Genomic DNA, 13,920 nt, shown 5'->3' on the forward strand with positions numbered 1-13,920 from the left:
ATTACGAGGGCGCCTGCCCGCGAAAAACGACCTTAAAAGGTAGGTTTCGCGGACGCACCGACGCCCACTGCGTCACACCCGACCTTTACTGGATCTTCTTGGCCTTTTCGAAGGCTTCGTCGATCGTGCCGACCATGTAGAACGCCTGTTCCGGCAGGTGGTCGCACTCGCCGTCGACGATCATCTTGAAGCCACGGATCGTTTCCTTCAGCGGCACGTACTTGCCCGGCGAGCCCGTGAACACTTCCGCGACGTGGAACGGCTGCGACAGGAAACGCTGGATCTTACGCGCACGCGCGACCGACAGCTTGTCTTCCGGCGACAGTTCGTCCATGCCCAGAATCGCGATGATGTCGCGCAGTTCCTTGTAGCGCTGCAGCGTTTGCTGCACGCGGCGCGTGATCGAGTAGTGCTCTTCGCCGATCACGTTCGGGTCGATCTGGCGCGACGTCGAATCGAGCGGGTCCACTGCGGGGTAGATACCGAGCGAAGCGATGTCACGCGACAGCACGACGGTTGCGTCCAAGTGGCCGAAGGTCGTAGCCGGCGACGGGTCGGTCAAGTCGTCCGCAGGGACGTAGACGGCCTGCACCGAGGTGATCGAACCGGTCTTGGTCGACGTGATGCGCTCTTGCAGCTTGCCCATTTCTTCAGCCAGCGTCGGCTGATAGCCCACTGCCGACGGCATACGGCCGAGCAGTGCGGACACTTCGGTACCGGCCAGCGTGAAACGGTAGATGTTGTCGACGAAGAACAGCACGTCGAGACCTTCGTCACGGAAGTGCTCGGCCATCGTCAGGCCGGTCAGCGCCACACGCAGACGGTTGCCCGGCGGCTCGTTCATCTGGCCGTACACGAGCGCCACTTTGTCGAGAACGTTCGAGTCCTTCATTTCGTGGTAGAAGTCGTTCCCTTCACGGGTACGCTCGCCCACGCCCGCGAACACGGAGTAACCGCCGTGTTCCTTAGCGATGTTGTTGATGAGCTCCATCATGTTGACGGTCTTGCCCACGCCGGCACCGCCGAACAAGCCCACCTTGCCGCCCTTCGCGAACGGGCAGATCAGGTCGATAACCTTGATGCCGGTTTCGAGCAGTTCCGTCGACGGCGACAGCTCGTCGAATGCCGGAGCCTTCTGGTGGATCGAGCGCAGGTTGTCGCTGGCGATCGGGCCGGCTTCGTCGATCGGACGGCCGAGCACGTCCATGATGCGGCCGAGGGTCGGCTTGCCGACCGGCACGCTGATCGGCTTCGCGGTGTTCTTCACCACGACGCCGCGGCGCAGGCCGTCCGATGCGCCCAAACAAATCGTGCGCACGACGCCGTCGCCCAGCTGCTGCTGAACTTCGAGGGTCAGTTCCGTGCCTTCGAGAATCAGGGCATCGTAGACCTTCGGCATGGTCTCGCGCGGGAATTCCACGTCGATCACCGCGCCGATGCACTGTACGATCTTGCCTTCTACCAAAGCAGTTGTACTCATCGCTTTTCCTTTAGATACTCAATTCTTCACTCGCGCAAAGGCGCAGTTACCGAGCTATTCGCTACGTTGCGGCCGATCGCTACGATCAGACCGCCGCGGCGCCGCCGACGATTTCCGACAGTTCCTTCGTAATCGCGGCCTGGCGGCTCTTGTTGTACGACAGCTGCAGCTCGTTGATCACCGTCTTCGCGTTATCCGACGCAGCCTTCATCGCGACCATCCGCGCCGACTGCTCCGACGCCATGTTCTCGGCCACGGCCTGATACACGAGTGCTTCGACGTAGCGCACGAGCAGCTCGTCCACGACTGCCTGCGCATCCGGCTCGTAGATGTAGTCCCACGAAGAGTTCGGCGTCGTCTCGTCGCGCTCGAAGTGCTCTGCCGACAGCGGCAGCAGCTGCTCGATCACCGGCTCCTGCTTCATCGTGTTGATGAAGCGCGTGTACGCGAGGTACACCGCCGAAACCTTGCCTTCCGAGTACAGGTCGAGCTGAACCTTCACTGCGCCGATCAGCTTCTCGAGGTGCGGCGTATCGCCCAGCTGCACCACGTTCGACACGACCTTCGCGCGCAGGCGGTTCAGGAAGCCGAGGCCCTTGTTGCCGATTGCCGTCGCTTCGACCGTCTGGCCTTTGCCTTCCAGCTCCTTGAACTTCTGGAGCGACGCACGCATCACGTTCGTGTTCAAGCCGCCGCACAGACCCTTGTCGGTCGTGACGAGGATGAGGCCCGCCGCCTTCGCACCCTGGTTCTCCACCATGAACGGGTGGCGATACTCGGGGTTCGCGCGGCTCATGTGCGCAGCGATATCACGGACTTTCTCGGCGTACGGACGAGCAGCGCGCATGCGCTCCTGGGCGCGGCGCATCTTCGATGCGGCGACCATCTCCATCGCTTTCGTGATCTTGCGCGTGTTTTGCACGCTCTTGATCTTGCCGCGAATTTCCTTCATTCCAGCCATTGCTTGCTCCTTGATCCTTGATCGAAGCGACGCAGGCTACCCCGCGCCGCTTCAGCATCCGTTATTGACTAGCGGATCACGCTGGATCAGTAAGCGCCCGACTTCTTGAAGTCCTTCAGAGCGGCATGGAGCGCGCCCTCGTCGTCCTTCGAGAGATCCTTCGTATCTTCGATGCGCTTGATCAGGTCGGCATGGCTCGTCTTCAGGAACTCGCGCAGGCCCTTTTCGAACGGCAGCACGTCCTTCACTTCGAGATCGTCGAGGTAGCCGTTGTTGGCCGCGAACAGCGCGACGGCCAGTTCCCACACTTGCAGCGGCTGGTATTGCGGCTGCTTGAGCAGTTCCGTCACGCGGCGGCCGCGCTCGAGCTGCTTGCGGGTGGCTTCGTCGAGGTCCGATGCGAACTGCGCGAACGCTGCCAGCTCACGGTACTGCGCCAAGTCGGTACGGATACCGCCGGAGAGCTTCTTCACGACCTTCGTCTGCGCGGCACCGCCCACACGCGACACCGACACGCCGGCGTTGATTGCCGGGCGGATACCTGCGTTGAAGAGGTCGGTTTCCAAGAAGATCTGGCCGTCGGTAATCGAGATCACGTTCGTCGGAACGAACGCGGTCACGTCGCCGGCTTGCGTTTCGATGACCGGCAGTGCCGTCAGCGAACCGCTCTTGCCCTTCACTTCGCCGTTCGTGAACTTCTCGACGTACTCTTCCGAGACGCGAGCCGCGCGCTCGAGCAGACGCGAGTGCAGATAGAACACGTCGCCCGGGTACGCTTCACGGCCCGGCGGACGGCGCAGCAGCAGCGAGATCTGACGGTACGCCCAAGCTTGCTTGGTCAAGTCGTCATAGATGATCAGCGCGTCTTGGCCGCGGTCGCGGAAGTATTCGCCCATCGTGCAGCCGGCGTACGGCGCGAGGTATTGCATCGCGGCCGATTCCGAAGCCGAAGCGGCGACGACGATCGTGTATGCCATCGCGCCCGTTTCTTCGAGCTTGCGCACCACGTTCATGATCGACGAAGCCTTCTGGCCGATCGCGACGTAGATACAGATCAGGTCCTTGCCCTTCTGGTTGATGATCGCGTCGACAGCGACTGCGGTCTTGCCGCACTGGCGGTCGCCGATGATCAGCTCGCGCTGGCCACGGCCGATCGGCACCATCGAGTCGATCGACTTCAGACCCGTTTGCACCGGCTGCGACACCGACTTACGCCAAATCACGCCCGGGGCGATCTTTTCGATTGCGTCAGTCAGCTTCGCGTTGATCGGACCCTTGCCGTCGATCGGGTTGCCGAGCGCGTCGACCACACGGCCGACGAGTTCCGGACCCACCGGCACTTCGAGAATGCGGCCCGTCGTCTTGACGATGTCGCCTTCGGAGATGTGCTCGTATTCACCCAGAATCACGGCGCCGACCGAGTCGCGCTCGAGGTTCAGCGCGAGACCGAACGTGTTGCCCGGGAATTCGAGCATTTCGCCTTGCATCACTTCCGACAGGCCGTGGATGCGCACGATACCGTCGGTCACGGAGATCACGGTGCCTTGGTTGCGAACGTCTGCGCTCGCTTCAAGGCCCTGGATCCGGCTCTTGATCAGCTCGCTGATCTCAGAGGGATTGAGTTGCATTATTCGCTCCTGATAGTCAATTCTGTTGCGTGCCAGCCGCGTATGCGCTTCAGGCGGTCAGTGCCGTCTGCATGCTGGCGAGCCGCGCGCGGACCGAGGTATCGAGCACTTCGTCGCCGACCGTGACGCGCACGCCGCCGATCAGCGACGCGTCGACTTCAACCGACGGTTTCAGCTTGCGCTTGAACTTGCGTTCGAGGCTTGCGACGAGGTCGTTCAACTGCTCGCCTTCGAGCGGGAATGCGCTGACGATCAGTGCATCGGCCGCGCCCTCGCGAGCGTTCTTCAGTTCTTCGAACTGCGTGGCGATTTCCGGCAGCAGCGAAAGCCGATGATTGTCGATCAGCATCTGCACGAAATTCTTCGCCTGCGGGGTGTCCTTGGCCGGCGACTTGACCGCAGCCAGCAGCAGATCGCCGACTTGGGTACGGCTCACTTTCGGGCTCGCGGCGATCGACAGCACCTCGGGCAGACGCGCAACCTGTGCCAGCTCCTGCACGAGAGTGGACCAGGCGCCGACGTCACCGCCTTCGGCCACGCGGAACAGCGCTTCTGCGTACGGACGGGCAATGGTTGCAAGTTCGGCCATGATCAGAGCTCGGCTTTCAGTTGATTCAGCAGTTCGGCGTGGGCCTTTTGATCGACTTCGCGCTTCAGGATCTGCTCGGCGCCCCTCACGGCCAGCGAGGCGACTTCGCCGCGCAGCGCTTCGCGTGCTTTGACGATCTGCTGGTCGGCGTCGGCCTTCGCTTGCGCGATGATGCGTGCGGCTTCGGCTTGAGCGTTCGCCTTGATCTCGTCGGCGACGGAGAGTGCGCGCTTCTCGGCGTCAGCGATGCGCTGCTGGCCGTCGTTGCGTGCTTGAGCGAGTTCCTGGTCGACGAGCTTGTGCGCGGCTTCGAGTTCCGATTTGCCCTTCTCGGCTGCAGCGAGACCTTCGGCGATCTTCTTCGAGCGCTCGTCGAGGGCATTGACCAACGGCGGCCACACGAACTTCATCGTGAACCACGCGAGGATCAGGAACACGACCATCTGCGCAAACAGGGTTGCGTTGAGATTCATGGTGTTTCCTTAAATGTTGCTATGCACGGAAAGATGAAACGGTAAGGCGCTCATCGACATGGATTCGATCAGCGCCCCAGACCCGTTTCGCCCTGCGCCATGAAGAAAAGGAGTTGGCGCAAACTTCCGAGGAACCTCAGCCTGCCAGCTTCGACAGCAGCGGGTTCGCGAACGCAAACAGCATTGCCACACCAACGCCGATCAGGAACGCCGCGTCAATCAGACCAGCCAAGAGGAACATCTTGGTTTGCAGCGGGTTCATCAGTTCCGGCTGACGTGCGCAAGCTTCGATGTACTTGCCGCCCATCAGGCCGATACCGATACAGGCGCCGATTGCACCCAGGCCGATGATGATGCCGATACCGATGGCGGTCAGACCTTGGATGTTGGCGATGAAAGCTTGCATGATCACTCCTTTGTGAAAAGACTTTTTAAAACCAGGATTTAAGAAACGAAACGAACTTGAAACTCTTTATGCGCTTAGTGCTTGTCGTGCGCTTGGCCGATGTACACCAGCGTCAACATCATGAAAATGAACGCTTGCAGCAGAACGATCAGGATGTGGAAGATTGCCCAGACACTGCCTGCGATCACGTGGCCGATGAAGCCGAGCACCGAGGTGTCCGCGCTGAACGTCCACATGCTGCCGAGCAGGGCGATCAGCAGGAACAGCAGTTCCCCGGCGTACATGTTGCCGAACAGCCGCAGCGCGAGCGAAACGGTCTTGGCGACGTACTCGATGAGGTTCAGCGCAAGGTTCGGAATCCACAGCAGCGGATGCGCGCCGAACGGTGCCGACAGCAGCTCGTGCACGAATCCGCCCGGGCCCTTGATCTTGAGGTTGTAGTAGATCATCAGCGCGAACACGCCGAGCGCGATGCCGAAGGTGCCGTTCAAGTCGGCCGTCGGCACGATGCGGTGGTGCGGAATGACCGCCGACAGACCCAGCCAGCCGATCACGCGGCCCGGCAGGTCGACGGGGAGAAAGTCGAGGGAGTTCATCAGCGCGACCCAGATGAACACAAACAGGGCGAGCGGCGCGATGAAGGTGCGGTTGCCGTGAACGATCGCCTTCGATTGGTCTTCGACCATCTCGACGAGCATTTCGATCGCGCACTGGAAGCGGCCCGGCACGCCGGGGGTCGCTTTGCGCGCGGCAAGACGCAGGATGAGGATCGTCACCAGACCGCAGACGATCGACCAGAACAGCGTGTCGAGATTCCATACGTGGAAGTCGACGACCGAAGTCTGGTGCGCCGTGGAGAGGTTCTGCAAGTGGTGCGCGATGTATTCGGACGGATCCAAACCGCGCGTTCCTTCGCTAGCTGCCATATCGTTAATGCCACCCAAATTGTCGAAAATCTTTCGGTGCTCGCGCCCGCCGCAAGACTGCGTTGCGGGAACTCGCGGGCGCAGGCGATCTCATGATCGTGCGCCGTAATATTCGGACTCAACCGGCTCAGCGCCAGGCCAACGCAATCCAGTACGTCTTCAGCGCGACGAGATAGGTCACGAGCAGCGGCAACCAGCGCACGTCGTGATACCAGTACGCGATCGCCACGAACATCGCGACCGTCGCTCCCATCTTGAGCGCTTCGCCAATCATCCAGCTCAGGATGGTTGCCCCGCCGCCCAGCTTCCTAAGACGTGCCGCGAACAATGCGCTCGGCACCCAGCAAATCGCTCCCCCCAGGAACGCCGACAGCGCAGCATCGCCCGGCGGCTTATAGAACAGCCACCAAACCAGCGTAGCAACCAGGGACAAAACCATTTGCGCAACCACGACCTTGAAAGGCGTGACGCGCGATGGACGACTCACATTCGGACCAAACAGCTTCTCTGCTTCAGCCCGCGAGAGCGGAACGATGTTTTTATCTTGCTGCTCGGCATCCCACGCATCGTCAGCCCAGTCCTGCTGACCGTCGGCCGCTTTGGACGCGGTGCGCTGTGCGTGTTCTTCGTGCCTGTCATTCGGCGCTCGACCCGCCATCGCAGTGTTCCGCAAAGTCCATTTTGGCCCGTATCTTTCGTGACGCTTACGGGGTTGCCTAGCTAATAAATCCGGGCGATTGTAAGCGATAGTTGCAGGTGATTCAAGACTTTAGGCACGCCAAAACACGGCGCGAAAGGGAGCTTCGCGGGGTCGGAAAACAGTCTGTCTATAGACGGGCGCGTCGAATGTAAGGCGGCCGGGCATGGCGCGAGTTTAACGCTTATTGGCTTGATTCATCAGGGCGGCGAGGCATCTCGAAATGTCGCGTACTTATAACGTGTCAAAAATGAGACAACACCCATCCGCCAATCATGCCGCCAACGATCCAGAACGGAATCGAGAAGCCATGAAACTGAGACCACATACCGCGCCTCTTGGCCAGCCTGACAGCGATCAGGTTCGCCAGTGAGCCGATCGCGATCCCGAAACCGCCGACACTCACGCCAAACGCGAGCGCGCGCCAATCCTTCGTGAATTCGGCGAGCATGATCGCCGCCGGCACGTTGCTGATGCCCTGCGACAGCACCATCCCCGCCGCGTAGGCTCGCAGCGGTGTATCGAGGCCGATGTGCTCGATCGTCTCCCGGACCCACGGCAACGCCGCGACGCTGCGCAGAACGATGAACATGAAGACGAAAATCAGCAGCAGCAACCAATCGATTTTCAGGACCGCGTCGCGTCGCCAGATCAGAAAGCCGCCCGCGACGCCGATCAGTCCGATGCCGGCATGATGCGAGTCCGCAAGCAGGACGAACGCGGCAAAGAGAACGGCCGCGACGCCGGCGAATGCGCGATCGACGGGCTGCGCAACCGTGTCTTGCGAAAGATCGAGAGGCCGCGTCTTGAACGAGACCGTGGTCATTGCGTACAGCATCGCCATCATCAGGGCGCATAGCGGCGCAAGCGCCCGCACGAAGCCCCCGAACGACACGCCGCTTATCTGCCAGAGAAACAGGTTCTGTGGATTTCCGAATGGAGTCAGGATCGACCCGGCGTTGACGGCCAGCGCGATAAAGATGACAAGGCGCTTCAGCGGCAACGGTGTCAGCTCGTTCAGCGACAGCACGAGCGGCACCACGACGAATAGCGCCACATCGTTGGTCAGGATGGTCGAGAGCACCGCGGCCAACGTGACGAGCCAATACGCGAGCGAGCGCTCGGAGTGGACGTGGTGAACGACACGGTGCGCGAACCAAGTTAGGGTTCCTGATAATTCGAGCGCTTTGGTCAAAATCAGGAGTCCTGCCAGGGTCAGCACGGTTTGCCAGTCGACGAGACCCGGCAGCGATGTCCAGGGACGCGGATGGAATGCTTGGAGAAAAGCGAGCGCGATCAGCAGCAGCGACAGCACAGGCTCTTTGGCAACGAGCGCCAGTAGCCTGCGCGGCGAGCTCAATCGAGCGCTTCGAGCTTCATTGATGATAGGCACGGGCGAGCAAGCGCGATCGAACGGTTCGAATCAGACCGCGGGGCCGCCGCGCAGGCGATTGAGAATGCCCTCGAGCGCGTCGAGATCGCCGAAATCGATCTGCACCTGCCCTCGCCCGCGGCGACCCATCTTGATCTTCACGCTCGCAGCGAGCAGGTCGGACAGATCTTCTTCGAGACGGCGCGTGTCGCGGCCGCCGTCGTGATTCGCACGCGCTTTTACTGCTGGGCTCGCCTTCGTCGTCGCGGTGACGAGCTTCTCGATTTCCCGCACCGACATCCGCTTATTGACCACCTGATTGGCCAGCGTGATTTGCGTCGCGGCGTCGACCGCGAGGAGCGCGCGAGCGTGACCCATATCGAGGTCGCCTGCCAGCAGCATCGTTTGCACCGGCGTCGCGAGATTCAAGAGCCGCAGCAAGTTCGAAACTGCACTGCGCGAACGGCCGACGGACTCGGCAGCTTGTTCGTGCGTAAAGTTGAACTCATCGAGCAAACGCTGAATGCCGTGCGCCTCTTCGAGCGGATTCAGGTCTTCGCGCTGGATGTTTTCGATCAGCGCCATCGCGGCAGCGGCCTGGTCCGGCACATCCTTCACCAGCACCGGCACCTCGTCGAGTCCGGCCAGATGCGCGGCGCGGAAACGCCGCTCGCCAGCGATGATTTCGTATTTCTCGGCCGACACCGGACGCACCAGGATCGGTTGCATCAAGCCCTGCGCGCGGATGCTTGCGGCCAGCTCCTGCAGCGCGCCCTCGTCCATTCGCGTGCGCGGCTGGTATTTGCCGGCCTGCAGTTTGCCGAGCGGCAATACGTGCGGCACACCATCGCTGCGCACAACTGCGGCAATTTCCGGGCTGCCGCCGAGCAAGGCTTCCAGACCGCGGCCCAAACCCTTCTTCTTTGCTACTGCGTTCATCGTGCTTCCTCGATTCTGTGCATTACAACGCGCGCACGCGTTCAATCATCTCGGCGCCGAACTGGACATAGGCTTGCGCGCCGCGCGAAGCGCGGTCGAAAACGACGCCCGGCAAACCATAGCTCGGCGCTTCCGCCAGTCGCACGTTGCGCGGAATCACGACATCGAAGACCTTGTCGCCGAAGTGTTCCTTCAATTGGTCGGACACTTGCTGCTGGAGCGTGATGCGCGGATCGAACATGACCCGCAGCAGGCCGATAACCTTGAGGTCACGATTCAAGTTCGCGTGCACCTGCTTGATCGTGTTGACGAGGTCTGAGAGGCCCTCGAGCGCGAAATACTCGCATTGCATCGGAATCACGACGCCATGGGCGGCGCACAGGCCGTTCAGCGTCAGCAGCGAAAGCGCAGGCGGGCAATCGATCAACACGAAGTCGTAGTCGTGTACGACGAGATCCAGCGCATCCTTCAGTTGGCGCTCGCGATTCTGGACGCTCACCAACTCCACTTCCGCGCCTGCCAATTCGCGATTCGCGGGCAGCACGTCGTAGGACACCGACTCTGGCTTGATGCGCGCGTCCGCGACTGAAACGCCATCGACGAGCACTTCATAGACAGTGTTCTCACACGCGGCCTTGTCGATGCCGCTGCCCATCGTGGCATTGCCCTGCGGGTCCAGGTCGATCAGCAGGACGCGCTGCCCCTGCGATGCGAGACTCTCGGCGAGATTGACCGTTGTCGTCGTTTTGCCGACGCCGCCTTTCTGGTTCGCAACGCAGAAAATTTTTGCCATCGTTGGTAGATCCCTTGTTACCGCATCAAACCGAATGTTCTAAGTCCTGCTCGCCCGCACCACCATCGACCGAAACCTGGACCAGGTGACGCTCCGCATCCAGCGACGGTACCGCGAGCCGAATCACCTGCACCGCTTTCGAGCCGGCCGGCAAGCGCTCGACTTCGCCGTCTGGGCGCACGCCCTTCATCGCCCAGATGGAGCCGCCATCCGCAACTAGATGACGCGCCAGTGTAACGAAATCGGAGAGTTCTGCGAATGCGCGCGACACGATTACATCGAATTTCCCCGGCACTTCGACACCCGGGCGCAATGTTTCGACTCGGCCGGTGACAACCGACAGGTTACCGAGCTTCAATTCCGCCTTTGCCTGGGACTGAAATGCCGTCTTCTTGTGAACGATGTCGTTTAGGGTCACGGTCCAGTCAGGGAGCGCGATCGCCAGAACAATGCCCGGCAACCCGCCGCCCGAGCCGACATCCAGAACCGACGACGCCCCTCGCCCGGCGAGATGCGGGACGATCGAAAGCGAGTCGAGGATGTGCTGAATCAGCATCTGTCGCGGGTCGCGGATCGCCGTCAGGTTGTAGACGGCATTCCACTTCGCGAGCAATGCAACGTAATCGAGCAGCTGACCCTGTTGCGCTTCGTTCAGCTCAACGCCCAATTCGTCCGCGCCGGCGCGCAACAGCGCGGCCAGCGCTTCACCGCTGCCGGTTAGACCGCCGTTCACACGCGGCGCCGTCATTGAGCCGCCGGGGTGTTGTCGGCCCCGGTTTCATCGGCGACGACGCTCGTCGTTGCGCGACGACCCAGCCCGCGCTTGAGGTGGACCATCAGCAACGAAATGGCCGCTGGCGTGATGCCCGAGATCCGCGAAGCTTGCCCGATTGTCTCGGGACGGAATTGCGTGAGCTTTTGACGAGCCTCGAACGACAGGCCGCGTACTTCCGCGTAATCCAGCGCTTCCGGCAAACGCGTGTTTTCGTGAGCCTCGTTTCGCTCGATTTCCCCGGCTTGGCGCTCGATGTAGCCCTGATATTTGATGCCGATTTCGATTTGCTCTTTGATCTGCTCAAGCAACACAGGGTCGTCAGCAAGCGGCTCCGTCGGGCCCGACGTGCCTTCACGCAAGCCGCAAACGCCGTCGTAGGTCACGCCCGGCCGGCGCAACAACTCAGCCAAGCTATATTCGTGATCGATCGGCTTGCCCAGCAGCGCGGTCGCTTCATCTGACGAAAGCGTCTTCGGATTGACCCACGTGGTGCGGAGCCGCTCTGTTTCACGTGAAACAGCATCACGCTTCCGGCTGAATGCGTCCCAGCGAATATCGTCAACGACGCCCAACTGGCGGCCGATCTCCGTCAATCGCATGTCGGCATTGTCTTCACGCAGGCTCAAGCGATACTCGGCGCGGCTCGTGAACATTCGATACGGCTCCGAAACACCGCGCGTCACAAGATCATCGACCAGCACACCCAGATAAGCCTGGTCTCGGCGCGGACACCATGCATCCTTGCCCTGCACTTGCAGCCCTGCGTTGATCCCGGCAAGCAGACCTTGCGCCGCCGCCTCTTCGTACCCGGTCGTCCCGTTGATCTGGCCGGCAAAGAAGAGCCCGTGGATCACCTTGGTTTCCAGCGACGCCTTCAGGCCACGCGGATCGAAATAGTCGTACTCGATCGCGTAGCCCGGTCGCAGGATGTGTGCATTCTCAAGCCCGCGCATCGAGTGGACGAGCTCGAGTTGGACGTCGAACGGCAGGCTGGTCGAAATCCCGTTCGGATAGAACTCGTTGGTGGTCAGCCCTTCCGGTTCGAGAAAAATCTGATGCGATTCCTTCGAGGCAAACCGATGGATCTTGTCCTCGATCGACGGGCAATAGCGCGGCCCCACCCCCTCGATCACGCCCGTGTACATCGGCGAACGATCGAGACCGCCGCGGATGATGTCGTGGGTCCGCTCATTTGTATGCGTCACCCAGCACGGCATTTGACGTGGGTGCTGCTCGGCACGACCGAGGAACGAGAACACCGGCACCGGATCGAGGTCGCCCGGTTGCTCTTCGAGCACCGAGAAATCGATCGTCCGGCCGTCGATGCGCGGAGGCGTGCCGGTTTTCAGCCGCCCTTGGGGCAGCTTCAGCTCTTTCAATCGAGCGGAAAGCGAAACGGCCGCCGGATCGCCTGCCCGTCCACCCGTGTAGTTGTTCAGACCGACGTGGATCTTCCCGTCAAGGAAGGTACCCGCTGTCAGCACGACCGCTCGTGCCCTGAATCGAATGCCGACCTGAGTCACCGCACCGACGACGCGATCGCCCTCCACGATCAGGTCATCCACCGCCTGCTGGAACAGCCAAAGATTCGGCTGATTCTCGAGGCGCCGGCGAATCGCCTGCTTGTACAGGACGCGATCCGCCTGGGCACGCGTCGCACGAACCGCCGGCCCCTTGGACGAATTGAGGATGCGGAATTGAATGCCGCCTTCATCGGTCGCGGCCGCCATCGCACCGCCCAGCGCATCGACTTCCTTGACCAGATGGCCCTTGCCGATGCCGCCAATGGACGGGTTGCAGCTCATCTGACCGAGCGTTTCGATGTTGTGCGTGAGCAGTAGCGTTTTCACGCCCATACGCGCGGACGCCAAAGCGGCTTCCGTGCCGGCATGACCGCCGCCGACGACGATGACGTCAAATTCTGTAGGAAAAAGCATTGCGGACCTCGCGCGGTGACTGGCACGAGCCTTTCGAGAAAAATGTATGCGCGAATTATAGCGGGTTCGCTTTTGGCCCGAATTTCGTCCGAATGGCTAACGCGCGAAGCAGATACAAAAAAGCGGTGTGTTTCACGTGAAACACACCGCTCATCCAGGCAACCCCGTTGGCCCAACAACCGCCGCTAAGCCGTCTTCTTCGCCAGCCCGAGGTACGTTTCAATCACTCGCGGATTCCGCGCAAGCTCGTCCGCTGGCCCTTCCAACGCAAGCTCGCCAGTTTCCAGAACGTAGCCGTAGTCCGAAATCTGCAATGCGGCACGGGCGTTCTGCTCAATCAGCAGCGTCGCCACACCCGTTCCCTTGAGCCTGGCGATGATGTGAAATATCTCCTTTACGATTAGCGGCGCCAGGCCGAGGCTCGGCTCATCGAGCATCAACAAATCGGGCTTTCCCATCAGCGCCCGCCCTACCGCAAGCATCTGCCGCTCGCCGCCTGACAGTGTCCCCGCCGCCTGCTTGCGGCGCTCCTTCAAACGCGGAAAGAGGTCGAACACAGGCCCGAGCTGATCCAGAAAATCGCGCTCTCCAGCGCGCTTGCGCCGATACGCGCCGAGCACGAGGTTGTCCTCGACGCTCATCGTCGCAAACAACTCGCGCTTTTCCGGCACCAGGCACATGCCGCGTGCCACACGCTTTTCAATCGGGACCGCGCCCACTTCCTCTCCGCGATAGCGAACGCTGCCTTTGGCGTGCCCGGTCACGGGCAGCGCACCCATTACTGCATTCAGCAAGGTCGATTTACCCGCCCCGTTCGGTCCGATCACGCTGACGATCTGGCCCGGCGCAACCTTGAGCGCCGCACCGTGCAGCGCCTCGACTTTGCCGTAGCGCACCGACAGACCCGTCACTTCCAGAATCGGCATAGTTGTTGTCTGATTCAT

14 protein-coding genes are annotated in these 13,920 nt (G+C 61.3%); all 14 read right to left on the reverse strand.

All coding sequences use genetic code 11. The features are described from left to right. Positions 1–85 precede the first annotated feature (85 nt). The 14 genes from atpD to FAZ95_RS21600 all read right to left on the reverse strand — a co-directional run bounded on the left by atpD (position 86) and on the right by FAZ95_RS21600 (position 13,920). Positions 86–1,480: a F0F1 ATP synthase subunit beta gene (gene atpD, locus FAZ95_RS21535; protein WP_137334294.1), complete on the reverse strand. Its 1,395-nt coding sequence runs from the start codon at positions 1,478–1,480 to the stop codon at positions 86–88. Positions 1,481–1,565: 85 nt separating this feature from the next. Beyond that, complete coding sequence (gene atpG, locus FAZ95_RS21540; protein WP_137334295.1) at positions 1,566–2,441, reverse strand: F0F1 ATP synthase subunit gamma; 876 nt, start codon at positions 2,439–2,441, stop codon at positions 1,566–1,568. Positions 2,442–2,527: 86 nt separating this feature from the next. Continuing rightward, a complete protein-coding gene (gene atpA, locus FAZ95_RS21545; RefSeq protein ID WP_137334296.1) occupies positions 2,528–4,069 on the reverse strand; it encodes a F0F1 ATP synthase subunit alpha in 1,542 nt (513 codons plus the stop codon). Positions 4,070–4,118: 49 nt separating this feature from the next. Further along, positions 4,119–4,658 (reverse strand): F0F1 ATP synthase subunit delta, encoded by a 540-nt coding sequence (locus tag FAZ95_RS21550; RefSeq protein WP_137334297.1) that lies wholly within the window; start codon positions 4,656–4,658, stop codon positions 4,119–4,121. Positions 4,659–4,660: 2 nt separating this feature from the next. Continuing rightward, a complete protein-coding gene (locus FAZ95_RS21555) occupies positions 4,661–5,131 on the reverse strand; it encodes a F0F1 ATP synthase subunit B (protein WP_137334298.1) in 471 nt (156 codons plus the stop codon). Positions 5,132–5,267: 136 nt separating this feature from the next. Then, a complete protein-coding gene (gene atpE, locus FAZ95_RS21560; protein WP_007180033.1) occupies positions 5,268–5,537 on the reverse strand; it encodes a F0F1 ATP synthase subunit C in 270 nt (89 codons plus the stop codon). A gap of 74 nt (positions 5,538–5,611) precedes the next feature. Beyond that, positions 5,612–6,463, reverse strand: a complete 852-nt coding sequence (gene atpB / locus FAZ95_RS21565) for a F0F1 ATP synthase subunit A (protein WP_137334299.1) — start codon at positions 6,461–6,463, stop codon at positions 5,612–5,614. 127 nt (positions 6,464–6,590) lie between these two features. Continuing rightward, a complete protein-coding gene (locus FAZ95_RS21570; protein WP_137334300.1) occupies positions 6,591–7,121 on the reverse strand; it encodes an ATP synthase subunit I in 531 nt (176 codons plus the stop codon). 283 nt (positions 7,122–7,404) lie between these two features. Then, complete coding sequence (locus FAZ95_RS21575) at positions 7,405–8,520, reverse strand: sodium:proton antiporter (protein ID WP_254699760.1); 1,116 nt, start codon at positions 8,518–8,520, stop codon at positions 7,405–7,407. 63 nt (positions 8,521–8,583) lie between these two features. Further along, positions 8,584–9,471: a ParB/RepB/Spo0J family partition protein gene (locus FAZ95_RS21580; protein WP_137334302.1), complete on the reverse strand. Its 888-nt coding sequence runs from the start codon at positions 9,469–9,471 to the stop codon at positions 8,584–8,586. A 22-nt stretch (positions 9,472–9,493) separates the two neighbouring features. Further along, positions 9,494–10,264: a ParA family protein gene (locus tag FAZ95_RS21585; RefSeq protein ID WP_137334303.1), complete on the reverse strand. Its 771-nt coding sequence runs from the start codon at positions 10,262–10,264 to the stop codon at positions 9,494–9,496. A 25-nt stretch (positions 10,265–10,289) separates the two neighbouring features. Further along, on the reverse strand, positions 10,290–11,012 hold the full coding sequence (rsmG, locus tag FAZ95_RS21590) for a 16S rRNA (guanine(527)-N(7))-methyltransferase RsmG (protein WP_137334304.1): 723 nt from the start codon (positions 11,010–11,012) through the stop codon (positions 10,290–10,292). Then, positions 11,009–12,976, reverse strand: a complete 1,968-nt coding sequence (gene mnmG / locus FAZ95_RS21595) for a tRNA uridine-5-carboxymethylaminomethyl(34) synthesis enzyme MnmG (protein ID WP_137334305.1) — start codon at positions 12,974–12,976, stop codon at positions 11,009–11,011. Before mnmG ends, rsmG begins: the two co-directional genes overlap by 4 nt. Positions 12,977–13,161: 185 nt before the next feature. Then, a complete protein-coding gene (locus FAZ95_RS21600; RefSeq protein WP_137334306.1) occupies positions 13,162–13,920 on the reverse strand; it encodes an ABC transporter ATP-binding protein in 759 nt (252 codons plus the stop codon).

Source organism: Trinickia violacea (genome assembly GCF_005280735.1).
Classification (GTDB): domain Bacteria; phylum Pseudomonadota; class Gammaproteobacteria; order Burkholderiales; family Burkholderiaceae; genus Trinickia_A; species Trinickia_A violacea.

Excerpts from the sequence above, each read along its gene's own strand:
- atpD (WP_137334294.1), bottom strand. The coding sequence starts at position 1,480 with ATGAGTACAACTGCTTTGGTAGAAGGCAAGATCGTACAGTGCATCGGC.
- atpG (WP_137334295.1), bottom strand. The coding sequence starts at position 2,441 with ATGGCTGGAATGAAGGAAATTCGCGGCAAGATCAAGAGCGTGCAAAAC.
- atpA (WP_137334296.1), bottom strand. The coding sequence starts at position 4,069 with ATGCAACTCAATCCCTCTGAGATCAGCGAGCTGATCAAGAGCCGGATC.
- FAZ95_RS21550 (WP_137334297.1), bottom strand. The coding sequence starts at position 4,658 with ATGGCCGAACTTGCAACCATTGCCCGTCCGTACGCAGAAGCGCTGTTC.
- FAZ95_RS21555 (WP_137334298.1), bottom strand. The coding sequence starts at position 5,131 with ATGAATCTCAACGCAACCCTGTTTGCGCAGATGGTCGTGTTCCTGATC.
- atpE (WP_007180033.1), bottom strand. The coding sequence starts at position 5,537 with ATGCAAGCTTTCATCGCCAACATCCAAGGTCTGACCGCCATCGGTATC.
- atpB (WP_137334299.1), bottom strand. The coding sequence starts at position 6,463 with ATGGCAGCTAGCGAAGGAACGCGCGGTTTGGATCCGTCCGAATACATC.
- FAZ95_RS21570 (WP_137334300.1), bottom strand. The coding sequence starts at position 7,121 with ATGGCGGGTCGAGCGCCGAATGACAGGCACGAAGAACACGCACAGCGC.
- FAZ95_RS21580 (WP_137334302.1), bottom strand. The coding sequence starts at position 9,471 with ATGAACGCAGTAGCAAAGAAGAAGGGTTTGGGCCGCGGTCTGGAAGCC.
- FAZ95_RS21585 (WP_137334303.1), bottom strand. The coding sequence starts at position 10,264 with ATGGCAAAAATTTTCTGCGTTGCGAACCAGAAAGGCGGCGTCGGCAAA.
- rsmG (WP_137334304.1), bottom strand. The coding sequence starts at position 11,012 with ATGACGGCGCCGCGTGTGAACGGCGGTCTAACCGGCAGCGGTGAAGCG.
- mnmG (WP_137334305.1), bottom strand. The coding sequence starts at position 12,976 with ATGCTTTTTCCTACAGAATTTGACGTCATCGTCGTCGGCGGCGGTCAT.
- FAZ95_RS21600 (WP_137334306.1), bottom strand. The coding sequence starts at position 13,920 with ATGAATCAGACAACAACTATGCCGATTCTGGAAGTGACGGGTCTGTCG.